The sequence below is a fragment of the Saccharothrix stipae genome, from assembly GCF_054781895.1.
On the sequence record NZ_BAAGTN010000005.1, the window covers coordinates 185655 to 211333 of the forward strand.

Annotated in this window: 23 protein-coding genes and 1 pseudogene; 11 read left to right on the top strand and 13 right to left on the bottom strand. The window is 71.8% G+C overall.

The annotated features are described in order from the left end of the window. Positions 1-67: 67 nt before the first annotated feature. On the top strand, positions 68-3019 hold the full coding sequence (locus tag ACYVLT_RS09680; protein WP_461119794.1) for an AfsR/SARP family transcriptional regulator: 2952 nt from the start codon (positions 68-70) through the stop codon (positions 3017-3019). 122 nt (positions 3020-3141) lie between these two features. Here the strand turns inward: ACYVLT_RS09680 and ACYVLT_RS09685 are convergent, their stop codons facing one another. From ACYVLT_RS09685 to ACYVLT_RS09700, 4 genes are all read right to left on the bottom strand, one after another. Continuing rightward, positions 3142-4272, bottom strand: coding sequence for a glycosyltransferase family 4 protein (locus tag ACYVLT_RS09685; RefSeq protein ID WP_461119795.1), 1131 nt, complete (start codon positions 4270-4272; stop codon positions 3142-3144). Between the two features lie 9 nt (positions 4273-4281). Then, complete coding sequence (locus ACYVLT_RS09690) at positions 4282-5556, bottom strand: basic secretory protein-like protein (RefSeq protein ID WP_461119796.1); 1275 nt, start codon at positions 5554-5556, stop codon at positions 4282-4284. 61 nt (positions 5557-5617) lie between these two features. Then, positions 5618-6658 carry a C40 family peptidase gene (locus ACYVLT_RS09695; RefSeq protein WP_461119797.1) on the bottom strand — a complete coding sequence of 347 codons (1041 nt, stop codon included), beginning with the start codon at positions 6656-6658 and terminating at the stop codon, positions 5618-5620. 298 nt (positions 6659-6956) lie between these two features. Continuing rightward, complete coding sequence (locus ACYVLT_RS09700) at positions 6957-8306, bottom strand: NYN domain-containing protein (protein WP_461119798.1); 1350 nt, start codon at positions 8304-8306, stop codon at positions 6957-6959. 167 nt (positions 8307-8473) lie between these two features. Between ACYVLT_RS09700 and ACYVLT_RS09705 the strand changes: the two genes are divergently transcribed. Both ACYVLT_RS09705 and ACYVLT_RS09710 read left to right on the top strand, forming a co-directional pair. Next, the gene (locus ACYVLT_RS09705; protein WP_461119799.1) at positions 8474-10177 is read left to right on the top strand and encodes a DEDD exonuclease domain-containing protein; all 1704 of its coding nucleotides are present in this window, start codon (positions 8474-8476) and stop codon (positions 10175-10177) included. Positions 10178-10219: 42 nt separating this feature from the next. After that, positions 10220-10504 (top strand): Lrp/AsnC family transcriptional regulator, encoded by a 285-nt coding sequence (locus ACYVLT_RS09710; protein ID WP_461119800.1) that lies wholly within the window; start codon positions 10220-10222, stop codon positions 10502-10504. A gap of 40 nt (positions 10505-10544) precedes the next feature. Here the strand turns inward: ACYVLT_RS09710 and ACYVLT_RS09715 are convergent, their stop codons facing one another. The 5 genes from ACYVLT_RS09715 to ctaE form a co-directional block, all read right to left on the bottom strand. Next, positions 10545-11081, bottom strand: coding sequence for an HAD domain-containing protein (locus tag ACYVLT_RS09715; RefSeq protein WP_461119801.1), 537 nt, complete (start codon positions 11079-11081; stop codon positions 10545-10547). Positions 11082-11155: 74 nt separating this feature from the next. Continuing rightward, positions 11156-12826 (bottom strand): cytochrome bc1 complex cytochrome b subunit, encoded by a 1671-nt coding sequence (gene qcrB, locus ACYVLT_RS09720; RefSeq protein WP_461119802.1) that lies wholly within the window; start codon positions 12824-12826, stop codon positions 11156-11158. Further along, positions 12823-13947, bottom strand: a complete 1125-nt coding sequence (gene qcrA, locus ACYVLT_RS09725; protein ID WP_461119803.1) for a cytochrome bc1 complex Rieske iron-sulfur subunit — start codon at positions 13945-13947, stop codon at positions 12823-12825. The genes qcrB and qcrA overlap by 4 nt, the downstream gene beginning before the upstream one ends. Further along, on the bottom strand, positions 13944-14753 hold the full coding sequence (gene qcrC, locus ACYVLT_RS09730; RefSeq protein ID WP_461119804.1) for a cytochrome bc1 complex diheme cytochrome c subunit: 810 nt from the start codon (positions 14751-14753) through the stop codon (positions 13944-13946). Before qcrC ends, qcrA begins: the two co-directional genes overlap by 4 nt. Before the next feature lie 44 nt (positions 14754-14797). After that, positions 14798-15406 carry an aa3-type cytochrome oxidase subunit III gene (gene ctaE, locus ACYVLT_RS09735; protein ID WP_082404045.1) on the bottom strand — a complete coding sequence of 203 codons (609 nt, stop codon included), beginning with the start codon at positions 15404-15406 and terminating at the stop codon, positions 14798-14800. 83 nt (positions 15407-15489) lie between these two features. On the opposite strand from ctaE, the pseudogene ACYVLT_RS09740 reads away from it, so the two are divergent. The 3 genes and pseudogenes from ACYVLT_RS09740 to trpD all read left to right on the top strand — a co-directional run. Further along, a pseudogene (locus ACYVLT_RS09740) lies at positions 15490-15867 on the top strand (hypothetical protein); the annotation flags it as partial. Between the two features lie 67 nt (positions 15868-15934). Next, on the top strand, positions 15935-16345 hold the full coding sequence (locus tag ACYVLT_RS09745; RefSeq protein ID WP_360460710.1) for a hypothetical protein: 411 nt from the start codon (positions 15935-15937) through the stop codon (positions 16343-16345). Between the two features lie 7 nt (positions 16346-16352). Further along, the gene (gene trpD / locus ACYVLT_RS09750) at positions 16353-17405 is read left to right on the top strand and encodes an anthranilate phosphoribosyltransferase (protein WP_461119805.1); all 1053 of its coding nucleotides are present in this window, start codon (positions 16353-16355) and stop codon (positions 17403-17405) included. A gap of 18 nt (positions 17406-17423) precedes the next feature. Here trpD and ACYVLT_RS09755 read toward each other — a convergent pair whose 3' ends face one another. Continuing rightward, complete coding sequence (locus tag ACYVLT_RS09755; RefSeq protein ID WP_461119806.1) at positions 17424-18293, bottom strand: LysR family transcriptional regulator; 870 nt, start codon at positions 18291-18293, stop codon at positions 17424-17426. A gap of 82 nt (positions 18294-18375) precedes the next feature. Between ACYVLT_RS09755 and ACYVLT_RS09760 the strand changes: the two genes are divergently transcribed. Both ACYVLT_RS09760 and ACYVLT_RS09765 read left to right on the top strand, forming a co-directional pair. Continuing rightward, positions 18376-19362: an MBL fold metallo-hydrolase gene (locus ACYVLT_RS09760; protein WP_461119807.1), complete on the top strand. Its 987-nt coding sequence runs from the start codon at positions 18376-18378 to the stop codon at positions 19360-19362. A 73-nt stretch (positions 19363-19435) separates the two neighbouring features. Further along, positions 19436-20104, top strand: coding sequence for a lysophospholipid acyltransferase family protein (locus tag ACYVLT_RS09765; RefSeq protein ID WP_461119808.1), 669 nt, complete (start codon positions 19436-19438; stop codon positions 20102-20104). Positions 20105-20165: 61 nt separating this feature from the next. Here ACYVLT_RS09765 and ACYVLT_RS09770 read toward each other — a convergent pair whose 3' ends face one another. Beyond that, the gene (locus ACYVLT_RS09770; RefSeq protein WP_360460722.1) at positions 20166-20582 is read right to left on the bottom strand and encodes a cytochrome c oxidase subunit 4; all 417 of its coding nucleotides are present in this window, start codon (positions 20580-20582) and stop codon (positions 20166-20168) included. A gap of 12 nt (positions 20583-20594) precedes the next feature. Beyond that, the gene (gene ctaC, locus ACYVLT_RS09775) at positions 20595-21527 is read right to left on the bottom strand and encodes an aa3-type cytochrome oxidase subunit II (RefSeq protein ID WP_461119809.1); all 933 of its coding nucleotides are present in this window, start codon (positions 21525-21527) and stop codon (positions 20595-20597) included. 204 nt (positions 21528-21731) lie between these two features. Between ctaC and asnB the strand changes: the two genes are divergently transcribed. Continuing rightward, positions 21732-23660: an asparagine synthase (glutamine-hydrolyzing) gene (gene asnB, locus ACYVLT_RS09780; RefSeq protein WP_461119810.1), complete on the top strand. Its 1929-nt coding sequence runs from the start codon at positions 21732-21734 to the stop codon at positions 23658-23660. Positions 23661-23727: 67 nt separating this feature from the next. On the opposite strand, the gene ACYVLT_RS09785 is transcribed toward asnB, so the two are convergent. Next, positions 23728-24159, bottom strand: a complete 432-nt coding sequence (locus ACYVLT_RS09785) for a MerR family transcriptional regulator (protein WP_461119811.1) — start codon at positions 24157-24159, stop codon at positions 23728-23730. An 81-nt stretch (positions 24160-24240) separates the two neighbouring features. Between ACYVLT_RS09785 and ACYVLT_RS09790 the strand changes: the two genes are divergently transcribed. Then, positions 24241-25416, top strand: coding sequence for an MFS transporter (locus tag ACYVLT_RS09790; RefSeq protein ID WP_461119812.1), 1176 nt, complete (start codon positions 24241-24243; stop codon positions 25414-25416). Between the two features lie 76 nt (positions 25417-25492). After that, positions 25493-25666: a hypothetical protein gene (locus ACYVLT_RS09795; protein ID WP_461119813.1), complete on the top strand. Its 174-nt coding sequence runs from the start codon at positions 25493-25495 to the stop codon at positions 25664-25666. Positions 25667-25679: the final 13 nt, after the last annotated feature.

The window sequence follows — 25679 nt, forward strand, 5'->3', positions numbered from 1 at the left end:
ACGGATGGGCGTTGGGCCGTGGTTCGGCCTTCTCGGCCCGCTTGAGGTGCGCATACAGGGTGAACCGGTGCCCGTTCGGGCGGGCAAGCACCGGGCGCTGCTGGCTGCCCTCTCACTGCGCGCGGGTCGCGCCGTCTCAATTGGTGAACTGGTTTCCTTCCTGTGGGGAGGTGATCCACCGGCCCGCACCAGGGGCACGTTGCAGACCTACGTCATGCGCCTGAGGCAGCTGCTCGGCGACCCGTCGCTGATCCGGACCACTTCGGACGGCTACCGGTTGGTGGTGCCGCCGGAGCAGGTGGACGTGCACCGGTTCGCCACGACGACGGGTCTCGCGCGGCAGGCGGCGCAGTCCGGGCACCTGGCGGACGCGGCCGAGCTGTACGCCGAGGCGTTGGGCCTGTGGCGCGGCCCGGCGTTGTCGGACGTGCCGTCGGAGGCGTTGCGCGACGAAGAGGTGCCGCGGCTGGCCGAACGGCTGCTGGTGGTGCACGAGGAGCGCAACGACGTCGAGCTGGCGTTGGGCAACCACGAGCGGCTGGTGCCGGTGCTGCGGTCGCTGACGACCGACCACCCGCTGCGGGAGCGGTTCTGGGCGCAGCTGATGGTGGCGCTGTACCGGGGCAGCAGGCAGGCCGAGGCGCTGGAGGCGTTCCGGCTGGTCGACCGCGAGCTGGGCGACCAGCTGGGCATCGAGCCCGGTGCGGCGCTGCGCGAGCTGCACCAGGCGATCCTGGTGGGCGACCCGAGCCTGGCCGCGCCCGCCGAACGGGTCGACCCGGACGTGCCGGACCAGCTGCCGCCGGACGTGCCGGGCTTCGTCGGGCGGGCCGAGCTGGTGGACCGGATCGCCAAGCTGATCGCGCCGGACGGGCCGCGCACCGCGGTGCCGATCGTGGCGCTGACCGGCGTGCCCGGGGTGGGCAAGACGGCGTTGGCGGTGCACGTGGCGCACCGGTTGCGGGAGCGTTTCCCGGACGGTCGGCTGTACGTGGACCTGCGCGGGTACGCGCCGGGACCGGCCACGCCGGTGGTGGAGGTGCTGACCCGGTTCCTGCGGGCGCTCGGCGTGCCGCCGGAGCAGATCCCGGTGGACTCCGACGAGCAGAGCACCCTGTTCCGGTCGCTGCTGACCGGACGGCGGATGCTGCTCGTGCTGGACAACGCCGCCGCGCCGGACCAGGTGCGCCCGCTGCTGCCCGGCGCGGCCAGCTGCCCGGTGCTGGTGACCAGTCGGGACGACCTGCGCGGGCTGATCGCCGTCGACGGCGCCCGGCGGGTCGGGCTGGACGTGCTCCAACCGCACGAGTCGCTCGCCCTGCTGCACCGGTCGGGGCAGACCGCGGCCACCCTGGCGCGTCGGTGCGGGCACCTGCCGCTGACGTTGCACATCGCGGCGGCGTCGGTGGCGGGCGGTTCGGTGGCGCGGTACCTGGAGCGGCTGGGCGACCGCCGTCCGCTCGACCTGGCGCACGCCGCCCTCACGCCGGGCGCACGGCGGCTGTTCGCGTTGCTGAGCGTGGTGCCGGGGCCGGACTTCACCACCGAGGCGGCGGCGAACGCGGCCGACCTGACCGTGCCGGAGGCCACCGCGCTGCTCGGCCAGTTGACCAGGGCGCGGCTGGTGGGCTCCGACGGCGGCCGGTACGCGTTCCACGACGAGCTGGCGCGGTACGCCGCCGAGATGGCCGACGCCGGGAACGAGGACGTGGGCGCGGCGCGCGTGCGGCTGCTGGAGTTCTACGTGCGGGCGGTGGACCACTGCGCGGAGCTGCTGTACCCGGACCTGATGCGGTTGCCCGCGCCCGCCGAGCGGGCGGTGCGGCTGCCGCGGATCGAGACGGCGGCGCAGGCGCGGGCGTGGCTGGACGCGGAGCGGTCGAACCTGACCGCGGCGATCCGGTCGGCGGCCGAACGGGGACCGGCCGCGATGTCGTGGCGGCTGGCCGACGGGCTGCGCGGCTACCTGTGGATCGGCAAGCACGTGACCGAGTGGCTGTCGACCGCCCAGTACGGCCTGGACGCCGCGCACGAGCAGCGCGACGTGGCGGGTGAGGCGGCGATGCACCAGAACCTGGGCGCGCTGCACTGGCGGCTCGGTGACTTCGACACGTCCGTGACGCACTACACGCGTGCCGTGGAGCTGCACCGGATGTCCGGTGACCTGGCGTCGGAGGCGGAGGTGCGCGGGCACCTCGGCGTGGTGCGGCTGGAGTCGGGCGACCTGACGTCGGCGCGCAACGACCTGGAGACGTGCCTGGCGTTGAAGCGCGAGTCCGGCGGGCCGCGGTCTGGTGAGACGGGCGTGCTGACGGGGTTGGGCATGCTGGCGATCGAGACCGGTGAGCTGGCCGAGGCGGTGGACCTGCTGGGCGAGGCGCTGGCGATCAGCGTGGAGCACGGTCTGCGCGGCAGTGAGATCACCACGTTGACGCTCCTGGGCGTGGCGTCGCAGCTCATGGGTGAGCCGCAGCGCGCGCTCACCCACCTCGCCGACGCGTTGCGGCTGTCGACGGAGGCGGGTTCCCACGAGGCCACCGCCCGGGTGTTGGAGAGCATCGCGTCGGTGCGCGTCGACCTGGGCGAGCACGCCGAGGCGCTGCAGCTGGCCGACCGCGCGTTGGCCGAGCTGCGGGAGGACGGCGACCAGCGGATCACCACGAACGTGCTGGTGGTGATGGCGTCGGCGAACCGGGGCCTCGGCTCGCTGCGGACCGCCGACGAGCAGGTCCAGCAGGCCCTGACCAAGGCGCGTCGGATCGGTTACCTGCCGGGCGAGGCTCGTGCCCTGGTGGGCCTGGCGGGCGTTCGCAGGCTCCTGGGGCAGCCCGCCGAGGCGAAGGCGCTGGCCACCCAGGCCGTGACGCTCACCGCCCGGTTGGGCCTGCGGATCACCGAACGCACCGCCCGCACCGAGTTGGCCGCCGTCCACCGCGCGTTGGGCGACGAAGCCGCGGCCGCCGCCGAAACCACCCGCGCCGCCGACCTCCAGGACCAGATCGGCCACCCCACGCCCTGATCCCGACCGTTCACCTCACCCGTCCTGAACGTAGGACACGCGCGTTCCGAGCGTAGGACACGCGCGCGAGTCCTACGTTCGGAACGACCGTGTCCTACGTTCAGGTACCCCGAGTTCAACGCTCAGGTGTTGATCAAGCCGGCCAGGCGGTCGGCCAGGTCGTCCCAGCGCCAGTTCGCGGTGACCCACTCACGGCCCGCCGCGCCCATCTTGGCCGCCGTGCCGGGATCGGCGAGCAGGGCGGCGACGGCGTCGGCGACCTCCGCCACCTCACGCCCGTCCACCACGCGCCCGGTCACGCCGTCGCGCACGGTCTCCGGCGCACCGCCCGAACGCCCCGCCACCACCGGCAGCCCGGTGGCCGACGCCTCCAGGTACACGATGCCCAAGCCCTCGACGTCCAGCCCACGCCCCCGCGTGCGGCACGGCATGGCGAACACGTCACCGGCGTTGTAGTGCGCGGGCAGCTCCTCCCACGGCACGGACCCGGTCAGCACCACGTGCTCGGACACGCCGACCGAAGCGGCCAGCCGCTCCACCGCGCCGCGGTACGGCCCACCGCCCACCAGCAGCAACGCCGCATCGGGCACCTGCCGCCGGATCTCCGGCAACGCCCGCACCAGCACGTCCTGCCCCTTGCGCGGCACGAGCCGCGACACGCACACCACCACCGGCCGGTCGCCCAACCCGTACCGCGCGCGCACCTCCGCCCGCGCCGCCGCCGAGGGCGCGAACACCGACGTGTCCACCCCGGACGGCAGGTGCTCCAACGCCGCCATCGGACCGAACGCCGCCGCGAACCGGGACCGCGTGTACCGGCTCACGAACGTCACCACGTCCGCGTCCGACCCGATGCGCCGCAACGCCTGCCGCGCACCCGGCAGCATCGACCACCCGACCTCGTGCCCGTGCGTCGACGCGACCACCCGCGAAGCACCGGCGGCACGCAGCCGTGAGGCCATCAACGCCAACGGCGCCGCCGCACCGAACCACACGGCGTCACAGCGCGCTCCGCGCAGGATGTCCGACGCACGACGCACGACGTCCGGCGTGGGCAGCATCAACGTCCCGGGGTGCCGCACCACCTCGAACGGCTGCGCCGCGTCGAACTCCGGGTGCGAGCCCGCGGCCGACTCCCACGACGGCGCGTACACCACCAACTCGGGCAACCGCACGGCCAACGCGTGCAGGTAGGCCTGGATGCCGCCGGGCCGTGGCGGGAAGTCATTGGTCACCAACAGGGTCCGACGCACGCGACCACGTTACGGGAACGACCGCCGCAGGAAGTCCTGCCACCCGCGCACCAGCGCCGCGGTGTCCTCACCGGTCACCTCGACCAGCACGGCGTCCACTTCGGACGTCCGAACCCGCGCCAACCGCCGGTACAGCCGCACCAGCCCCGGCTCGCCCAGCGACGACGCCAGGTACAGGTTCAGCGACCACGCCTGCTGGTAGGCCTCCTCCATCGCGCCGCCGCGGAAGTCGGCGTCCGACGGCAACGCCGTGGGCAACCCCTCCCGCACCCGCGCGGCCAACAACGGCGCGGCCTTGCGCAGCGGCACGTCACTGCGCCGGTAGCCCACGTAGTCCGCGAACCCCTCCAGCACCCACATCGGCGCGCCGTCCACGGTTTCCCCGCGCGCGGCGACGTGCGTGATCTCGTGCCGCAACAGCACCCGCAACGACAACGGCGACAACGCGCCCGCGCTGTCCGGGTTCAGCACCACCCGTTGCCCGCGCACCGCGCGCGTGTCCGGGTCCACCCGGTCGGCCACCGCGACGCCCGCGATCGCCCCGGTGGCGAAGCCGGGTCCGACCAGCGCGACCATCTCGTCCGCGCTCGCCGGGACCAGCACGGCCACCTGGCGCGACCACGCCTCGCCCCACACCTCGGTCACCGCCGCCACCGCGCCGTCCAGCTCCGCCAGCACCCGGCCGGCCAGCGCCTCGCCGCCGGGGTGGCTCAGCACGAACCCGCCGGTCCCGGCGAGCACCTGGCACGGCCCGAAGTCCCACGGCCCGCGCCAGGTGCGCTTGCCCAGCGGCTCCAGCGCGGTGTCCGAGTTGAGGTACCAGCGGTCCCCACGACGGGTGAACAGGTAGGCCATGCCCTGGCTGCTCGGCTCCACGTCCACGCCGCTGAGCCGGTACGACAGCCGCACGTCCGGCGCCCACGCCTCGTCCGCGGCGGGCAGGTCCAGGCCGGCGAGGTCGGTCCCGCCGGCACCCCACTCGGCCGAGTACGCCCACTCGGCCAGCGGCACGGCGGCGAGGTTGCGGAACAGGTCGCGCTGCCGTTGCCGGAACCCGGCGTCGGCCACCGGGTCGAGGTCCGCGGTGAACGCCGTCTCGTCACGCTCCAGCAGCGCCCTCGCCCGCCGGTCCAGCAACGACCGGACGGCGTCCGCGCGGGGCGTGGAGGCGGTGTCGGCCGACGCGGAAGGACCCGACGGCGGGACCGTGACCACGGCCGTGGTCAGCCCGGCCAGGAAGGTCACGGCCACCAACGCGGCCAGCACGACCCGAAAGCGGCTCACGAGCCTCCAAAGTCATCGGCAGGGCCACCCCGTCCAGGATGGCCCTGCCGGACGACGGCTGTCAGCCCGCGATGCGGCGCATCGCGTAGATCGAGCCGGGCGACTCCAGCGACACGACCTTGACCGGGACGCCGTCGGTGGACGCGTGCACGACCCGCGCGTTGTCCACCGCCATGGCCACGTGGTTGCCGCCGTTGTAGATGATCAGGTCACCGGCCCTGACCTCGCCGCGGCTGACCGGGCGCCCGGCGCCCGCCTGGCCGCCCGAGGTGCGCGGGATGATCACGCCGGCGTGCGCGTAGGCCTTCGACGTCAGACCGGAGCAGTCCCAGACGTCCGGTCCGGTCGCGCCGTACCGGTACATGTCGCCCTGCTGGTCCAGCGCGAACTGCAGGGCGACACCCGCGGCGCCCTCGGGCACGTTGGTGGTGACCTTCGGACCCGCGTTGGTCAGCGTGGTCCGCTCCTGCTGGTTGAGCTGGTTCAGCTGGTTGCGGACCTGGGTGATCTGGCCCTGCAACTCGCCCTGGCGCTTCTTGATGTCGTCGGCGATCCGGGTCGCCTCGTCGGTCGCGGCCTGCGCGCGGCCCTGGGCGTCGGCCGCCTTCAGCCGCGCGTCCTCGGCGGCGTCGACCGCACCGGAGAGCCGGACGAGGGCCTCGTTGTTGTCCGACGCGAGCACGCCGAGCGCCGACATCCGGTTCAGGAAGTCCTGCTGGGAGTCCGACACCAGCAACGCCGACAGCTGGTTGAACCGAGCGCCCTCGAACGACGCCTCGGTCAGCTTGTCGACCTGGACGCGGAAGGTCTCCTCGTCCGACTTCGCCTGGTCGCCCGCCTGGGTCGCCTGCGCCAGGTCGGCGTTGGCCTTGTCCAGCTCGGTCTGGTTGGCGTTGCGCTGCTCTTCGGCGCGCAGCAGTTCCTCGTTGAGCTTGGTGGCCTGCTCGGCCAGCTCGTTGTACTTCTTCAGCGCCTCGGAGGCGTTCGCGGGGGTGTTCGGCTGAGCTCCGGCGGGTACGGGCAGAACGCCCACCGCGGCAGCGGCCACCGCCGTGGCCGCCATCGCCCCGCGCAGGCCGCGCTTGAGTCGTTGCGACGCCACAGTCGCGTGTGTCTCCTCACGTCTGAACCGCCTGCCGGCCGGGCGCATGACGCGACCCGACAGAACCCTGCTGAGAGTGTTCCGGCTCGGCTCCCCGACAGGCCGATTCGGCGGTGAGCCCGCGTCGCGGCCCAGGATGGACCACTGCCCGCCGCGAGATCTCGGCTAGGTTACGAAAAGTGAGGTCAGGAGTCCACTGGCGGGGCACGGATTTCGTGTCAGGTTCAACGGTGTTCACGAACGGTCTAGCTGTGACCTGGTCGTGTGACCCCCGGTGGTGTTAAAAACACGATCTGTGTCACACCCGGCCCAGCCGGGCCAGGAGCACCGCGGACGGCACCGGGTGCGCGCCCCGCCGACGGACGGAATCGGCCACCGCCCGATCGGACGTCACCACGACCACCGGACGCCCCTCGGGCTCGGCCGTCACCAACGCCCGGATCACGTCGTCGGCCAGCACGCCGGGATCGCTGAACAGCACCCGGACCCCGCGCGGCGCGGTCGTCGGCACGGCCACCACACCCGCGCCGTCGAACACCAGCGTCACCTCGGCGCCGGTGCGCGCCGCCAGCACGGCCAGCTGGTGCACCAGCCGGTCCCGCTGGTTCGACAGCGACAGCTCCGGATAGCCGGTCTTCGTGACGTTGTAGCCGTCCACGATCAAGTGAACGGCGGGCAGCGCCAACAGCCGGTCCAACGCCGCCGGGTCCTCCACCCGGCCGACCGCGCCCTGCGCCGCGCTCGCGCCGCGCACGAGGTCCGCGGGTCGCGGGCCTGCGCCGCCCAGGGCCAACTCCCGGCGCAGGCCGTTCACCGCGCCGTCCAGGGTGTCCACGAGCAGGGCCAACCGCACCTCGTCGGCCTGCCGGGCCTCCTTGGCGGACTGGCGCGCCACCTCAGCGTCCGACTCCGCCCGCTGCGCCTTGGCGCGCTCGTGCTCGGCGCGTTCGCGCTCCCGGTCCCGTTCGGCGGTCAACCGGCGCAGCTCGGCCTCCGCCGCCACGCGCACCCGTTCGGACTCGGCCGCCGCCGACTCGGCCCGGTCCTTGGCCTCGCGCAGCCGCACGCCCTGCTCGCGCAACCGTTTGCGCAGCCGTTCGAGCTCGGCCTCGGCGTCCTGGCGGATCTTGTCCACCGCGCCGCCTGCCTCGGCCCGTTCCGCCTTCAGCCGTTCCAGCTCGACCTCGAGCCGCTCCGCCCGGTGCACGGCCAGGTCGCGCTCCGAGCGCAGCGCCGCGTCCGCCGCACGCCTGCCGACCAGCTCGATGAAGTGGGCCGCGACCTCCTCGCCCTGCAGGATCGCCGCCGCGCCCGCCGCCACCGGGTCGGGCGAGGTCACCTCCAGCACCGCCGGCCGGTTGCGCCTGAGCCACTCCACCACGGCGGCGCGGAAGTTCGTCGACGACTTCAACCCGCCGAGCAGCGCGGGCCCACCCAGCCGGGCGCGCTTGGTCGGCGCGAACCGCGCCACCGCCCGCAGCGACTGCGGGATGTCCACCTTCGCCAAGTCCCCCAACGCATCCGCGCTCAACTCGGCGAGCCGGGCGCGCAGCGCTTCGGGCAACCCGCCCCAGTCCACAGTGGACTCGACGGCCTGGTCGCGTTCCAGGTCGTCAGCGCCGTCCGCGGGCTCGATCGGGTCTTGCACCCATACAGGCTAGCTGTGTCTGATTGCGCCGCCTCCGGCGTCGCGGCTCGGTCGCCCGGAAGTCGGTCGTTCGCGTCCTCGCGTGGTGGTGCGTTTGGGGTAGTGAACGGTGGTGCGGAGCGGCGGCGATCCGACATTGTCGGGGTGGATCAGTACGGTGCCGCTCGATGACTACTCAGCTCACGTTCGACGAACTGGGCACACCGCTGCGCGAGACCACGTTCGTCGTGTTCGACCTGGAGACCACCGGTGGCCGGGCGGACGAGGACTCGATCACCGAGATCGGTGCGGTGAAGGTGCGCGGCGGCCGGGTGATCGGCGAGTTCGGCACCCTCGTCGACCCCGAGCGGGGCATTCCGCCGCAGGTCGTGGCGTTGACCGGGATCACCCAGCTGATGGTGACCGGCGCACCGAGGCTGGCCACGGTGCTGCCCGCGTTCCTGGAGTTCGCCGCCGGCGCGGTGCTGGTGGCGCACAACTCCGGGTTCGACGTGGGGTTCATGAAGGCCGCCTGCGCCCGCCACGGGTACACGTGGCCCAAGCCGCCGGTCGTGTGCACGGTGAAGCTGGCCCGCCGGGTGCTCAGCCGCGAGGAGGCGCCGACCTGCCGGCTGTCCGCGCTGGCCCAGCTGTTCGGCGTGTCCGTGCAGCCGAACCACCGGGCGCTGATCGACGCCCGCGCGACCGTCGAGGTGCTGCACCACCTGCTGGAGCGGGTCGGGTCGGTCGGGGTGCACTCGCTGGAGGAGCTGGTCGCCTACCTGCCCGAGGTGACGCCGGCGCAGCGGCGCAAGCGGACGCTCGCCGCGCACCTGCCGTCCCGACCGGGCGTCTACCTGTTCCGCGGGCCGTCGGAGGAGGTGCTGTACGTCGGCACGGCATCCGACCTCCGGCGACGGGTGCGGCAGTACTTCACCGCCGGCGAGGGCCGCAAGCGGTTGCGGGAGATGGTGTCGCTCGCGGTGCGGGTGGACGCGGTCGAGTGCGCGCACTCGTTGGAGGCGGAGGTGCGGGAGCTGCGGCTGCTGACCGCGCACAAACCCGCCTACAACCGGCGTTCCAAGAACCAGGGGCAGGCGTGGTGGCTCGTGCTGACGGAGGAGGCGTTCCCGCGCCTCTCCGTGGTCCGCACGCCGCGTGAGGGTGCGTTCGGCCCGTTCCGGTCCCGCCGGCTGGCCGAGACGGCGCTGGAGGCCGTGCTGGAGGCCGTGCCGCTGCGGGCGTGCTCGATGCGGATCCCGGCGCGCAACGCCTCCGCCACGGCGTGCGCCCTGTTCGAGCTGGGCCGGTGCAAGGCGCCGTGCGCGGGACGGCAGTCGGTGGACGAGTACTCCCCCGCCGCTTCGGCGTTCCGCCGGCTGGTGGCCGGGGCGGACGTGGCGCCGCTGCTGGAGCTGACCGCGCAGATCGACGCGCTCGCCCTCGCGCACCGGTTCGAGGACGCCGCCACCCGCCGCGACCGCATGTCGTCGTTGGTGCGCTCGTTGGACCGGGCGCAGCGGCTGGCGGGCCTGGCGGCGCTGCCCGAGGTGGTCGTGGCACGTCCCGACGGTGCCGGCGGGTGGGAGTTCGCCGTGGTGCGGCACGGGCGGTTGGCGTCGGCCGGGGTCGCGCGGCGGGGCACGCGGCCGATGCCGGTGGTCGACGCGCTGGTCGCGTCGGCGGAGACGGTGGTCCCGGGCGAGGGCCCGCTGTTCGGCGCGCCCGCCGAGGAGGTCGGCGTGGTGCTGCGGTGGATCGACCGGCCCGGCACGCGGCTGGTGCACTGCGAGCGACCGTGGACGTCGCCCGCGGCCGCGGCCGGGGCGTGGCGGGAGTGGGTCGCGCGCGCCGAGGCCGGTCGCGACCAGTACCGGGTGGCGGGCCACTAGCATGTGGTCGGTCGAAACCCCGACGACTTGTGGAGGACCGCTGTGATCACCGCGATCGTGCTGATCCAGGCCGCCGCCGAGACCATTCCGGACGCGGCGCAGGCGATCGCCGACATCGAGGGAGTCACCGAGGTCTACTCGTGCGCCGGTGACGTCGACCTGATCGCCCTGGTCAAGGTCGCCCGGCACGAGGACCTCGCCGACCTGGTGCCCGGCCACATCTCCAAGGTGCCCGGCGTGCTGAACACCGACACCCACATCTCGTTCCGGTCGTACTCGAAGCGCGACACGGACGCGGCGTTCGCCATCGGCCTCGACGACGCCTGATCGGCGGCCCGCGCCGGCGGGACCGGGACAGGTTTCGCGGTCACCGGTGGTGTGGAGGTTCGAAAGACCGTGCCTGGCACCCGCCGTGGTCGCGCCGCGACCACTCCTCGATCGCGGCGAGGTCGGCGTCGGTCAGCCCTTGACGGGGGTCGACCCGGTGCAGCAGCGCGTCGCCCCGGTGGTGCGCGGCCACCCAGGCGCGGTCGGTCCGGGTGATCTCGTCGTCCACCCAGGCGAAGCAGCGCCCGTCCGCCCACTCGACCAGGGCGCGGGTCTTCCAGTGCAGGCCGGCGCGTTCGTCCACCTCGGACGGCTCAGGCCACTCGACCACCGCGAGCGGCGGGAGGCCGAGCCGGGGCGCGACCGACTCGTTCGCCTCGGCCATCCACGTCGTCGCCCAGACCAGGTCGCACGGCAACGCCGCCAGCCGTCGCCCGAGGCGGGGGTCGATCCTGCTCAACAGCGGATTGCCGCCCGCCGGAACCGATCCGTGGGTGGCGTACCCGCCGCCGCCGAACGGGATGAGCGGTCCGTCCACGTCGAGGAAGAGCAGCGGACGCCGTCCGAGGTGGGCCACCGCCGCACCATAGCCCCTCTGAACTGCGAGAAGGCCCCGCACCGGACAGGTGCGGGGCCTTCTCGGACGAACGGTCAGTCCTCGGGCTGGGCCGGCTTCCCGGCCAGTTCGCCCGCGGCCTTGTTCTCGGCCGACAGGGAGTCCGCCGCGACACCGCGCTCGGCCCGGGCACGGCCCAGGGCGGCGGTCTCCTCCGGCGGGTCCGGGGTCAGGAAGCTGCCCGGCACCGGGTGCCCGGCCGAACCCAGCTTGTTCATCTTCTTCGGCACCGCCGCGCCCTGGTAGGCCAGCGGCAGGGGGTGGCCGTGGTCGTCCACCGGGCCCAGCGGCTGGTGGACCTCGATGAACTCGCCGTGCGGCAGGCGCTTGATGATGCCCGTCTCCACGCCGTGCTCCAGCACCTCGCGGTCCGCCCGCTGCAACCCGATGCAGATGCGGTAGGTGATGAAGTACGCCAGCGGCGGGACGAGGAGCATGCCGATGCGGCCCATCCACGTCATCGCGTTCAGCGAGATGTCGAACTTCATCGCGATGATGTCGTTGCCGCCCGAGAGCAGCAGCACCATGAAGTACGCGATCGCCATGGCGCCCAGCGACGTCCGGACCGGCACGTCGCGCGGGCGCTGGAGCAGGTTGTGGTGCGCGTAGTCCTTGGTCATCTTGCGCTCGATCCACGGGTACACCGCGGCCAGGCCGGTCAGCAGCGGCAGGCCGAGCATGAACGGCAGGAACGCCGCCGGCACCGTGTAGTTGCCCAGGTAGAGCTCCCACGCGGGCCACAGCCGGATCAGGCCGTCGGTCCAGCCCATGTACCAGTCGGGCTGGACGCCCGCCGACACCTGCGCCGCGTTGTACGGCCCGAAGTTCCAGATCGGGTTGATCTGGAAGACGCCGCCCATGATCGCGGTGACCGCCACGACCACCGCGAAGAACCCGCCGCCCTTGGCCGCGAACACCGGCATGATGCGCACGCCGACGACGTTGTTCTCCTTGCGGCCCACGCCCGGGAACTGCGTGTGCTTCTGGTACCAGACCACGCCCAGGTGCACCGCGATCAGCGCCAGGATGATGCCCGGGATGACCAGGATGTGCAGCGAGTACAGCCGCGGGATGACCTCCGTGCCGGGGAACTCACCGCCGAACAGCAGCCAGTTGGTCCACGTGCCGATCACCGGGATCGAGATCAGCAGCGCCGCCATCACCCGCAGGCCCGTGCCGGACAGCAGGTCGTCGGGCAGCGAGTAGCCGAGGAAGCCCTCGATCGCGCCGAGCATGAACAGCACGATGCCGATGACCCAGTTGATCTCACGCGGGCGCCGGAACGCGCCGGTGAAGAAGATCCGGAACATGTGCACCACGATCGCGCCCATGAACAGCAGCGCGGCCCAGTGGTGCACCTGGCGCACGAACAGACCGCCGCGCACCTCGAACGAGATCTGCAGGGTCGACTCGAACGCCCGGGACATCTCGATGCCCTGGAGGTTCACGAAGGCGCCGTTGTAGACGACCTCCTCCATGGAGGGGTCGAAGAACAGCGCCAGGTAGGTGCCGGACAGCAGCAGCACGATGAAGCTGTACAGCGCGATCTCGCCGAGCAGGAACGACCAGTGCGTCGGGAAGACCTTGTTCAGCTGCTTGCGCACACCGCCGGCCATGTGGAACCGGTCGTCGGCCCATTTGGCGGCGCCACCCGCCGCGCGGGCGCCTGCGCCCTGCCGCTTTGTCGGCGTGGTGATGCCGCTCATGACTTACGCTCCCAGAACGCCGGACCCACGGCCTCGATGAAGTCGCCGCGAGCAATCAAGTATCCGTCCTCGTCAACCGTGATCGGAAGCTGCGGGAGGGCACGGGTTGCCGGGCCGAACCGGGGCTTGCCGTAGTGGAAGACGTCGAACTGCGACTGGTGGCAGGGGCACAGGAGCAGGCCGGTCTGCTGCTCGTACAGCGAGGTCGGGCACCCGAGGTGGGTGCAGATCTTCGAGTACGCGTAGTAGTCGCCGTAGTTGAAGTCCTCCTGGCCGGCCCGCTTGGTCACCGTCTGGCCGGGGCGCAGGCGGATGAGCATGACCGGGCTGTCGGCCCGCTTCAGGGCGTGGACCAGGGCTTCTTCGTCGTCACGCTCCGACTCGCGGAACGGGAACACCGTTTCGAAACCACCCGCGTCGAGGTCCTCGGCACGCACCAGCGCGACCTCGTGGAAGTTGCCCGTGTGCCGGCGCAGGTAGACCTTCTCGCCGTCGTCGGACTTCCACGCGGTGTGCCAGAGCGAGTCCTTCGAGTCGCTCTTCGCCCACGGGTTGCGGATCAGCCCGCCGACGCCCACGGCCAGCACGCCGAGGCCGAACACGCCGGCGCCCAGGCCCGCGGTGCGCTTGATGAGCGACCGGCGGGCGATCGTGGAGCGGTCGCCCGCGTCGGCGAGCTGGGCGAGGATCGTGGCCTTGTCGACCTCCGGGGAGCCACCGTCGTGGCGCTGCTGGACGGCCAGCTCCTCGGGGATGAACTTCTTCGTGTACAGCAGCGCGCCGATGCCGAGGCCGAGGACCGACAGACCCAGCGTCAACCCGATGACCGGCGTGTACAGGCTGTACAGGATGTGGTCGCCGGTGTGCGGCGCCTCGTACTTCCACGGCCACCAGATGAACGCCACGAGGAACGCGACGCCGGCGAGCGCGGCGATGGTGAACCACAGGGCCACCAGGCGCTCGGCGCGCTTCTCCGCGCGGGTGCCCTTGACCGGCCAGCGGTCCTCGTAGTGGACGAGCTCCACACCGTCCATCCCGGTGCCGAGCTTGACCAGCTCGTCCCGGCTCATCCCGGCGAGTTCCGCCTCGTCGGGCAGCTCGTTCGGCTTCACGCCGCTCATGCCTTGGCTCCGATCCAGAGGGTCACGCCGATCAGGGCGGCGATACCCACGATGAACGCGATCAGACCCTCCGATACCGGCCCGAGGCCGCCGAGGGGGGCGCCGCCGGGGTTGTTGTTCCCGTCGGTCACCGACTTGATGTACGCGATGATGTCTTCCTTCTCCTCCGGCGTGAGCTGCCGGTCGGAGAACTTCGGCATGTTCTGCGGGCCCGTGAGCATCGCGGTGTACAGCTGCTCTTCGGACACGCCGTCGAGCTCGGGCGCGAACTTGCCGGACGACAGCGCCCCGCCGCGGCCGGTGAAGTTGTGGCACGCCGAGCAGTTGAGCCGGAACAGCTCGCCGCCGCGGGCCGGGTCCTCGCCGCGCAGCGCCTCGCCGCGCTCCTCGGGGGTCTGCGGGCCGCCGCCGCGGGACTGGATGAACGCGCCGATCGCGTCCACCTCCTCCGGCGTGAACTTGGCGGGCTTGCGCTGCGCCTGCGCCTCCTGGCGGGCCATCGGCATGCGGCCGGAGGACACCTGGAAGTACACGGCCGCCTCGCCCACGCCGATCAGGCTGGGACCGCGGTCCTCGACGCCGTCGAGGTTCTTGCCGTGGCAGGTGATGCAGGCGTTGTTGTAGAGCTGCTCACCCAGTCGCACCTGCGCCGGGTCGTCCTGCGCCTGCGCGGTCTGCGGCTGCGGCGCGAGGGCGCTGAACAGGAAGCCCGCGGCCAGCAGCGCGAAGCCCAGCGCGAGCAGGCCCGAGATCCGCCTGCGCAGCTTGGTGCCGCGCTTCCGGGCCCGTGTGGTGTTGGTGGTCATGTGTGCGGCAACCCTTGCTGGTGTGAGTTCGGGGTTCGAGCTGGTCAGGGCACGATGTAGATGATGGCGAACAAGCCGATCCAGACGACGTCGACGAAGTGCCAGTAGTACGACACGACGATGGCGGAGGTCGCCTGCGCGGGCGTGAACTTGCTCAGCTTCGTGCGGACCAGCAGGTAGCCGAACGCGATCAGGCCACCGATCACGTGCAGGCCGTGGAAGCCGGTCGTGAGGTAGAAGACGGTGCCGTAGGCCGAGGCCGGGATCGTCGTGCCCTCGCTCACGAGGGTGACGTACTCACCGGCCTGGCCGGCGACGAAGATGGCGCCCATGATCAGCGTCACGATGTACCAGCGGCGCAGACCGAACACGTCGCCCCGCTCGGCGGCGAACACGCCCCACTGGCACGTGAACGAGGACGCCACCAGGATGATCGTGAAGAACAGTGCGTAAGGCACGTTCAGGTGGGTCGGTGCTGGTGGCCAGTGCCCTTCGTTCTGGGCCTTCACCGTGAAGAACATGGCGAAGAGCCCCGCGAAGAACATGAGCTCACTGGACAGCCAGACGATCGTGCCGACGCTGACCATGTTCGGGCGGTTCAGCGAGTGCACGCGCTGGCCGATTGAGGGCGCTGCCGTTGTCACACGACGCATTATTGCTTGCAGGTTTTCGTCCCGCCCATCGGGTCCGGGGCACGTACGCAGGTCATCTGGGTCACACGCACGGTGAGGACGTCATGGGGTTGTTGAGCCGGTTGCGTGATCGCCGCGCGCGGCGGGGTGTACCCGCACTGGAGATCGATTCACCTGGTCTGTCGGTGGTGGCGGAGGCGTTCGACGTCGCCGAGGCCGACTCGGCCGTGTTGGCCAGGTCGCCGCGCTGGCGGGCGGACGGGCCCGCGGTGCTGCGCCACCACCTGGTACTACCCCCTGACCAGGTAGAACGCGCGCGTGAGCTGCTCACGCCGGACGGGTGGGTGCTTCGTCACGACGGGCACTGGCAGGCGCTGCGGGTGCAGGTGCTGACCGCGTTGGCCTGCGCCCAGCAGCGGGCCCGGATGGCGAGCCTGGCGCAACGGCTCGGCGGCGACTGGATCGGGTGGGACGCACTTCAGGTCACGGGGAGCCGGCCGGATAGCATCTGCCCCACCTGGCACCCCGACCCGCCGGAGGATCGCGCCGATGAGCACGCAGACGACCAGGATCCTGGTGTTCAGCCACCGCCCCGAGGTGCGTGAGACGATCATCACTGCGGTGGGGCGCCGTCCCGCGCCCGACCTGGGTCGCGTCGAGTACGTCGAGGCGGGTGCGATCGCCGACGTCCTGTACGAGATGGACAACGGCGGCGTCGACCTGGCGATCCTGGACGGCGAGGCGCAGCCGACCGGTGGCATGGGACTGTCCCGGCAGCTGAAGAACGAGATCACCGACTGCCCCCCGATCGTGGTCGCGGTGCGCCGCAAGGACGACCGGTGGCTGGCGACGTGGTCGCAGGCGGACGCGGTGCTGGTGCACCCGCTCGACCCGTTGGCCGCCGCCGAGACCGTGGCCGAGGTGCTGCGCTCGACGGCCCTGCCCGTCGTCCGGGGCTGATGTCGCCGTGGAGCGCACCTGGCCGTTACTGCTGAACCAGCTCGTGGACCGGGTCGACCTCTCGCAGGACGACACGTCGTGGGCGATGGACCAAGTGATGTCCGGCGCCGCGACGCCCGCGCAGATCGCCGCGTTCGCGGTGGCGCTGCGGGCGAAGGGCGAGACGCCCGAAGAGGTCGACGGCATCGCCACGATGATGCTCAAGCACGCCCGCCGGTTCACCGTGGACGTGCACGCGGCCGACATCGTGGGCACGGGCGGTGACAGCTCCGGCTCGGTGAACATCTCGACCATGGCGGCGATCGTCACCTCCGCCGCCGGCGTGCCGGTGGTCAAGCACGGCAACCGCGCGGCGTCGTCCAAGTGCGGCACGGCGGACGTGCTCGAAGAGCTCGGCGTGGCCATCGACCTCCCGCCGGTGGGCGTGCAGCGGACGGTGGAGGAGCTGGGCATCGGCTTCTGCTTCGCCCCGGTGTTCCACCCCGGCTTCCGGCACGCGGGCGCGCCGCGGCGCGAGATCGGCATCCCGACCTCGTTCAACCTGCTCGGCCCGCTGACCAACCCTGCCCAGCCGAAGGCGGGCTTGGTCGGCTGCGCCCGGGTGGCGTTCGCGCCGCTGATCGCGGGTGTCTTCGCACGTCGGGGCAACACCATGCTGGTCGTGCGCGGTGACGACGGGATGGACGAGATCACCACGACCACCACGACGTCGGTGTGGGTCGCCGACGGCGGCGCGGTGCGCACCGACCGGATCGACCCGTCGGTGCTGGGCATCGCACCGGCGTTGGCCGACGACCTCAAGGGCGGCGACGCCTCGGTGAACGCCGAGGTCGTGCGCGAGCTGGTGGCGGGCAAGCCGGGTGCGGTGCGGGACGCGGTGCTGCTCAACGCGGCGGGCGCGCTCGCCACGCACGGCGGGCTCTCGGGCGACCTGCACGCGGACCTGGCGGGTGCGATGGGCCGGGCCGCGGCGGCGATCGACTCCGGTGCGGCGGCGGACCTGCTGCGGCGCTGGGCGGCGCGGTCGACGGAGCTGAAGAAGGCCCTCGCGGACGGCTGAGACCGCGCTCAGCCGGCCTCAGCGGTTGTTCGGCGCGCGGCCGCCGTACGCGGTGGCCGCGATCCGGGCGAACGAGCGCACGAGCGGGCCGGGGTCGCCGTCGGCCCAGGCGACCACGAGGCGGCTCGGTGGCAGGTCGACCAGCGGCACCACCGTGAGCCCTTCGGGCAGCGCGTGTGCCAGCGGCGCCAACCCCACCGAGCCGTTCCACAGCACCGCTTGCAAGCACTCGTGGACCGTGCGCACGACCGGTCCGTCGCGGTGCCGCCCGCCGCTCCAGTAGGCCTGCCAGACCGGGTCGGTGCCCTCCGGCAGGCGGAACCACCGGCGGTCGGCCAACTCGTCCGTGTGCACGCTCTCGCGGCCGGCCAGGGGATCGTCCACCCGCAGCACCACGCCGACCGGGTCGCTGCGCAGCACGTGCGTGACGATGCCCGTGTCGTCGAACGGCGCCCTGGTGAGCGCCACGTCGACCAGGCCGGCGCGCAGGCCGGTGGTCGGATCGGTGAAGTCGGCCTCGCGGATCCGGACGTGCACCTCGGGGTGGTGCGCGCGGTAGGCGGCGGCCAGCCGGGTGCCCGCTTGCCCGGCGCTGTCGGCGAGCGTGCCGATCGTGATGGTCGCCGTGCCGGCCGCGGCGGCGACCCTGGTGCGGACCTGGTCGGCTCGCGCGAGCAACGTGCGCGCCTCGTCGTAGAGCGACGCGCCGGCCGGGGTGAGGGACACGCCGGCGGACGAGCGGTGCAACAGGACGTGGCCGAGGTCGGTTTCGAGCCGCTTGATGGCGCGGCTGAGCGGGGGCTGGGTCATGTGCAGGCGTGCGGCGGCCCGTCCGAAGTGGAGTTCTTCGGCGACGGCGACGAAGTAGCGCAGCTCGCGGAGGTCCATCACCAGCGAAGATACCCGGGCGGTATCGCCGGTGCCGGATCGGGCTTGGACGGCTCCGACCGGTCCGGAGTGGACTGGTGGCATGACCGAACCCACCCCGTCCGGACCGGCACCGTCCGAACCGGCACCGTCCGAAACCACCCGGTCCGGCCCCACGCCGCCCGGACCGGCGCTGCCCGATCCCGTCGTGCGGGTCGCCGACGCCCGTGACCTCGCCCGCGACCTCCTGGTCGTCCCGGACCGGGGTGTGCCGCTCGTGCCCAACATCGGCGTCATCGGCGGCTCGCACTCCGTGCTCGTGGTCGAGACGGGGTTGGGCGTCGCCAACGCCGAGGCCGTGCTGGAGTTCGCGGTCGAGCACGCCCGCGGGCGCAGGCTGTACCTGACCACGACCCACTTCCACCCCGAGCACGCGTTCGGGGCGCAGGCCTTCGCGGGCGAGGCGACCTTCCTGCTCAACCGCGACCAGGCCGACGACCTGGCCCGGAAGGGCCCCGGTTACCTGGAGATGTTCCGCGGCCTCGGCGAGTCGATCGCCCGGCGGCTGGTCGGCGTCGAGCTCGCGCGGCCCGACGTCGTCTACGACCGCGAGCACGACCTGGACCTCGGTGGCCGGGTGGTGGAGCTGCGCGCCACGGGCCGCGCGCACAGCCGGGGCGACCAGGTGGTCCGGGTGCCGGACGCGGACGTGCTGTTCACCGGCGACTTGGTGGAGGCGGGCGGGTTCGCGATCTTCCCGTGGTTCCCGCCGCACGACACCGACGTCTCCGGCACCCGCTGGCAGGCGGTGCTGGAACGCCTCGCCGCCGCCGGCGCCCGCACCGTCGTGCCCGGTCACGGCGAGGTCGGTGACGCCCGGCTGCTCGCCGAGGCCCGCGACTACCTCCGCCTGCTGCGGGACGAGACGTGGGCGCGCCGTGATTCGGCGATGGGCGAAGCGGCGATCGTCGAGGAGGTCGAGGCGCTGGTGGTCGAACGGCACCCGGAGTGGGTCGGTCGCGAGTGGATCGGGAGGGGCGTCGGCTGCCTGTGCGCGGAGTACGTCGGCGTGAACCGCGCGGACCGGTGAACCCCGCCGACCGCGGTCGAGATGACGGCCACCTTTTCACCGCCGCGCAACGGCCGCCGGTCATGCTGTGGGCATGCTCTACACGGTGATGAAGCGAGTGGTGGCGCCCACGGCGCGGCTGGTCTACCGGCCGACGGTCGAAGGTCTCGAAAACGTGCCCACCGACGGTCCGGTCATCCTCGCGCCGAACCACTTGTCGTTCATCGACAGCATCGTCGTCCCGATGGTGGTGCCGCGCCGCGTCTCGTTCCTCGCCAAGGCCGAGTACTTCGACGGCAAGGGCGTCAAGGGCGCCCTCTCCCGCTACTTCTTCGGCTCCCTGGGCCACGTCCCCGTGCGCCGCGGGCTCGGTCGGGCCGCCAGGGCGTCCCTGGACACCGCCAAGGAGATCCTGGACGGCGGCGGCGCGTTCGCCATCTACCCCGAGGGCACGCGCTCGCTGGACGGCCGGCTGCACCGCGGTCGCACCGGCGTGGCCCGGATGGCGCTGGAGTCCGGCGCGCCGGTCGTCCCGGTCGGGATCATCGGCACCGACCAGGTGCAGCCGGTGGACCGCAGGCTGCCCCGCGTCCGCCCGGTCACCGTCCGGTTCGGCCGGCCGCTGTGCTTCGACCGCTACGCGGGCATGCACGGGTCGCTGCCGGTGCTGCGCTCGGTCACCGACGAGATCGTCTACCGCATCCTGGAACTGTCCGAACAGGAGTACGTGGACAGCTACCAGAACTCGAACGCGGCCGCCTGACCCCCAGGACGACCAAAAAAGGGGGCCACCCGAAGGTGGCCCCCTGTGGGGAAATCCGTGCTCAGTCGTGGCTCGGACCGGTGTGGTACTCGAACACCAGGCCGCCGACGGCGATCAGCACCAGCACGACCGCGATCACCAACAGCCAGACGTGCCAGAACGCCAGCGCCACGCCCGCCGTCGCGGCGGCCGCCGCCAGGCCGATGGGCCAGTAGCTGCCGGGGCTGAAGAAGCCGAGCTCACCGGCGCCGTCGCTGACCTCCGCGTCCGCGTTGTCCTCGGGTCGCACCTCGATGCGCCGGGCCACGAACCGGAAGTACGTGCCGACGATCAGCGCCAACCCACCGGTCAGCGCGAGCGCCACGGTGCCGGTCGGCTCGACGGCGTTGGTGTCCGCCCAGGTCCAGTAGCCGTACACGGCGGCCATGAGGAACGAGAACCCCATCACCAAGTCGAAAATGCGGGCTTCGACCTTCATCGCAGCGTCCTCCTACTTCCCACCGTCGGACGCCTCGCGGACAGTCCGGTCGGTGTCGAAGGGCTTGGTCGTCACGGCGTGCGGCGTGCACAGCTCACCGCAGTTCATCTCGGTCAACGCCTCGGCGGCCGTGTACGGCTGGCCGGTGTCGGTGTTCGTCTGCTTGCGCAGCTCGATGTACCGGTCGAAGTCCTCCGGCGTGAGCGCCCTGACCTCGAAGTTCATCACCGCGTGGTAGACGCCGCACAGCTCGGCGCACCGACCGACGAACGACCCGGTGCGGTCGATCTGGTCGATCTGGAACGAGTTGTCCTGGTTGTTCTTCTCCGGCTCGGGGAAGACGTCCCGCTTGAAGTGGAACTCGGGCACGAAGAACGAGTGGATGACGTCGGTCGACCGCAGGGTGAACCGGATCGACTTGCCCTGCGGCACCACCAGGAGCGGGATCTCGCCGGACGTGCCGACGGTGCTCACCGGCAGGTCGGACTCCTCGGTCTTGAACTGCGGGTACTGGAACTCCCAGTTCCACTGGAACGCGATCACGTCGACCGTGACGTCGGGGTCCTCGGACTTGTCCGTGACGTAGTTCTGCGTCACGGCGGTGAAGTAGAACAACACCGCGACGATGATCGTCGGCACGACCAGCAGCACGAGCTCCAGCGGCAGGTTGTAGGCGACCTGGCGGGGCAGTTCCTCGCTCTTCTTGCGGTGGAACGCGACCGACCACAGGATCAGGCCCCACACGATCACACCGACCGCGAGCGCCGCGACGACCGACCAGGTCCACAGCTCGCGCATCGCCTCGGCCTGCGGCGTCACGGCCACCGGCCAGCCGAAGCGCAGCACCTCTTCCGTGGAGCAACCCGTGGCCCCGACGCCGACCAGGCCGACCAGCCCGCCGACCTTCGCCAGCCGGGCTGCCCTGGTGCCCTCCTTCAGGCCCACTGCTCGCCGCCTCCTCGCGCCACTCAACGTCAAAAAGCTCGCAGGCAGGGGTGGAAGTCACCCCTTGCCGGATCATGCGGGAGCGTAGCTCAGCGCACGGCACGTCACCCGTCGGGGGCTGCCCCCGTGGAGTGCAGTTTCGGTCACACGACCGGCCCCCGGCATACTGGACTCTTCTCCACACGACACGAAGGGTGTTACGGCGTGTGCGGCCTGGTAGGACTGGTTTGCCCTGGCGAGAACGAGGCCGAGCGGGCGCGCTCGGCGGTGGCGGGGGCATTGCGCTGCATGCGCCACCGCGGCCCCGACGAGAGTGGCACCTGGCAGGGCGGTGAGGTCGTCTTCGGCTTCAACCGCCTCTCCATCATCGACATCGAGCACTCGCACCAACCCCTGCACTGGGGTCCGCACGACCAGCAGGGTCGGTACGCGATCCTGTTCAACGGCGAGATCTACAACTACGTCGAGCTGCGCGCGGAGCTGACCAAGCAGTTCGGCGCGGTGTTCGCCACCGACGGCGACACCGAGACGATCGTGGCGGCCTACCACTACTGGGGCCCGTCCGCGGTGGCCAAGCTGCGCGGCATGTTCGCGTTCCTGATCTGGGACAAGGCGCGCCGGGTCGTGTTCGGCGCGCGCGACCCGTTCGGCATCAAGCCGCTGTACTACGCGGCCGGTCCGGGCGGCGTGGCGTTCTCCAGCGAGAAGAAGTCGGTGCTGCAGCTGGCGCCGACGATCGGCATCACGCCGGAGGTCGACAAGAAGGCGCTGCAGCACTACCTGATCCTGCAGTACGTGCCGGAGCCGGAGTCGCTCCAGAGCGAGGTTCACCGCATCGAGTCCGGCACGTCGTTCACGCTCAAGCCGGGTGGCAAGCCCGTGGTCGAGCGGTACTTCCCGGCCACGTTCCGACCGCGCGCGGTGCGCGGCGACGCGGACGAGAACCGGCTGTACGACGAGATCACCGAGGCGTTGCGCGACTCGGTGGCCAAGCACATGCGCGCGGACGTGACGGTCGGCTCGTTCCTGTCCGGCGGCATCGACTCGACCGTGGTCGCGGCGCTGGCCAAGGAGCACAACCCGGACCTGATCACGTTCACCACCGGGTTCGAGCGGCAGGGCTACTCCGAGATCGACGTGGCCGCCGAGTCGGCCGCCGCGATCGGGGTGAAGCACGTGGTCAGGGCGGTGACGGCGCAGGAGATGATGGACGCCCTGCCGCTGATCACGTGGTACCTGGACGACCCGGTGGCCGACCCGGCGCTGGTGCCGCTGTGGTTCATCGCCCGCGAGGCGCGTGAGCACGTGAAGGTCGTGCTGTCGGGCGAGGGCGCGGACGAGCTGTTCGGCGGCTACACGATCTACCGCGAGCCGCTGTCGCTGGCGCCGTTCGAGAAGGTGCCCGGCGCGTTGCGCAAGGCCATGGGCAAGGTGTCGACCAAGATCCCGCAGGGCGTGCGCGGCAAGGACCTGCTGCGCCGCGGCGCGCTCACGCTGGAGGAGCGCTACTACGGCAACGCCCGGATCTTCATGGACGACCAGCTGCGGCAGGTGCTGCGCACGTACGACCCGAACGTGTCGCACAAGGACGTGACCGCGCAGCCCTACCGCGAGTCGGAGGGCTGGGACCCGGTGACGCGGATGCAGCACGTGGACCTGTTCACGTGGCTGCGCGGCGACATCCTGGTCAAGGCCGACAAGATGACGATGGCGAACTCGCTGGAGCTGCGGGTGCCGTTCCTGGACCCCGAGGTGTTCCGGATCGCGTCCCAGGTGCCGTCGGAGCTGAAGCTCACCAAGGAGACGACCAAGCACGCGCTGCGCCGGGCGATCCGCGACATCGTGCCCGCGCACGTGCTCAACCGGCGCAAGCTGGGCTTCCCGGTGCCGATCCGGCACTGGCTGAAGGACGAGATGCACGACTGGGCGGTGGAGATCGTGCGCCAGTCGCAGACCGACCAGTACATCGACAAGGGCGCGGTGCTGCGGGTCGTCGAGGAGCACCGGTCGGGGGTCGCGGACCACAGCAGGCGGATCTGGGCGCTGCTGGTGTTCATGATCTGGCACGGGATCTTCGTGGAGGGCCGGATCCGCCCGGTCGTGCCGGAGCCGCACTACCCGGTCAAGCTCTAGGGCCGGCCGCGGCGAAGGCCCCCGGGCGCGTGCAGCCGGGGGCCTTCGCCGCGGGTGGAGCGTCGGCTCAGCCGGCTTCGTCCACCAGCAGGGCCTCGCAGTCGGCGACGACCTCGGCGCCCGCCTTCTCCCGGAGGATGCGGGACACGTCGCCCACCAGCTTGGTCAGGTGGGTCTTGCTGCGGTTCAGCTCCTCGATGCGGGCGTCGATGGAGGTCAGCTCCTCGTTCAGCAGCCGCAGCAGCGGCACGCAGCCCGCCTCGTCCTCGGGTAGTTCGACGTCCTGGTCGAACGCGTGCGCGAGCACCAGCCGCGCCAGCCGCACGTTCAGGCCCGCGCTGATGAGGCAGCGGACGCTGCGCACGCGTTCGACGTCGGACTCGTCGTAGACGCGGTAGCGGGAGTCCGTGCGCTGCGGCGTCAGCAGCCCGTGCTGGTCGTAGTAGCGCAGCATGCGCACCGTGGCGCCGGTCTTCTCCGCGAGTTCACCGATGAGCACTTATTCCCACCCCTGCCGAAAAGAGCGTTCGATCACGCAACCTTGACCCTGACGTCAGTGTCACACTTTAGCGTCGTCGCCGTGATCACCTTCATCCTGATGCTCAGCGCATTCGCTGTGGGGACATCCGAGTTCATCATCGTCGGCGTGCTTCCCGAGGTCGCCACCGATCTCGGTGTGGACGTGCCGACCGCAGGCCTGCTGGTGACCGCGTACGCCGTGTCCGTCGCCCTGGGCGGTCCGGTGCTCACCGTGTTCACCGGGCGCATCGCGCGCCGCAAGCTCCTGATCTCCGTCATGGCGTTGGCGCTGGTGGCGTCGGTGGGCAGCGCCCTGGCCGACGACTACACCCTGCTCATGGTGGCGCGCATGGTGGCCGCGCTGGCCCAGGGCCTGTTCTTCGCGGTGGCGTCCCAGGTCGCCATCGCCGCCGTGCCGCCGGAGAAGCAGACCGCGGCCATCGCCAAGGTCGTCAACGGTGTCGCCCTGTCCACCATCCTCGGCATCCCGCTCGGCACGCTGATCGGCCAGAACTACGGCTGGCGGGCGTCGTTCGTGCTGGTCGCCGCCCTGACCGCGATCGGGCTGGTCGGTGTCGTGCTCGGCACGCCGAAGGTGGCGCACGAGCCGGACCCCGGCGTGCGGGCCAGCCTGTTCGCGTTCGGCAAGCGGACCGTGCTGCTCGGTCTGGCCACCACGATCCTGTCGTTCACCGGCCTGATCACCGCGTTCACGTACGTCGCGCCCGCGTTGCGGGACGTGAGCGGGTTCGCGCCGGGCTGGGTGACCGGTGTGCTGCTCGTGTACGGCCTGGGGACGTTGGTCGGCAGCACGCTGGCGGGCAAGGTGCCGCCGCACCGGATCGCCCGCGTCCTGCCCGTCCCGCTCGCCGTGCTCGGCGTGATGCTGCTGGCGCAGGGGCTGGTGCTGGAGAGCAAGGTGGCGGCCGTGGTGAGCGTGTTCGTGCTGGGCGCGAGCGCGTTCACGGCGGGTCCGCTGATCCACACCTACCTGATGGGGCAGGCGGGTTCGGCGGCCGGGTTGGTCGCCTCGGTGAACATCTCCGCGTTCAACGTGGCCGCGGCGCTGGGCCCGATGCTCGGCGGCGTGGTGCTGACCAGCGGGCTCGGCCTGCGGTGGGTCGGCACCGTCGGCGGGGTGTCGACCATCCTCGGCTTGGGGGTGGCCCTGGTGGTCGGCAGGGTGACCGCCCGGTCGACGGGCCCGGCCCCCGTGCCGCTGGCCGCGCACGTGTGAGATGAGGCCCTACCGGGCGGCGATTACCGCCCGGTAGGGCTTCTGTCAAGGCAATGGCACGAATACGGTCGGAAAGGTGAGGAACACCGAGGCGGACACGTTGGCCGAGCTGATCGAGGACTGCACCGAGCTGCCGCGCGAGCTGCGCGGCGCCGAGGGCAGGCCCCTCCAGGAACCGCGGCCCACCGTGCCGTGGCAGGTGGACGACGCCAACTACGCCCAGGTCGCGGACCTGGACGCCTACGTCTGAGACCGGCTCAGGT

What these genes read in the sequence shown, in the direction of transcription:
- ACYVLT_RS09765 (WP_461119808.1), top strand. Translation starts at nt 19,436, where the DNA reads ATGCTCTACACGGTGATGAAGCGAGTGGTGGCGCCCACGGCGCGGCTG.
- ACYVLT_RS09760 (WP_461119807.1), top strand. Translation starts at nt 18,376, where the DNA reads ATGACCGAACCCACCCCGTCCGGACCGGCACCGTCCGAACCGGCACCG.
- qcrA (WP_461119803.1), bottom strand. Translation starts at nt 13,947, where the DNA reads ATGAGCGGCGTGAAGCCGAACGAGCTGCCCGACGAGGCGGAACTCGCC.
- qcrC (WP_461119804.1), bottom strand. Translation starts at nt 14,753, where the DNA reads ATGACCACCAACACCACACGGGCCCGGAAGCGCGGCACCAAGCTGCGC.
- ACYVLT_RS09770 (WP_360460722.1), bottom strand. Translation starts at nt 20,582, where the DNA reads ATGAAGGTCGAAGCCCGCATTTTCGACTTGGTGATGGGGTTCTCGTTC.
- qcrB (WP_461119802.1), bottom strand. Translation starts at nt 12,826, where the DNA reads ATGAGCGGCATCACCACGCCGACAAAGCGGCAGGGCGCAGGCGCCCGC.
- ACYVLT_RS09745 (WP_360460710.1), top strand. Translation starts at nt 15,935, where the DNA reads ATGAGCACGCAGACGACCAGGATCCTGGTGTTCAGCCACCGCCCCGAG.
- ACYVLT_RS09705 (WP_461119799.1), top strand. Translation starts at nt 8,474, where the DNA reads ATGACTACTCAGCTCACGTTCGACGAACTGGGCACACCGCTGCGCGAG.
- ACYVLT_RS09755 (WP_461119806.1), bottom strand. Translation starts at nt 18,293, where the DNA reads ATGGACCTCCGCGAGCTGCGCTACTTCGTCGCCGTCGCCGAAGAACTC.
- ctaE (WP_082404045.1), bottom strand. Translation starts at nt 15,406, where the DNA reads ATGCGTCGTGTGACAACGGCAGCGCCCTCAATCGGCCAGCGCGTGCAC.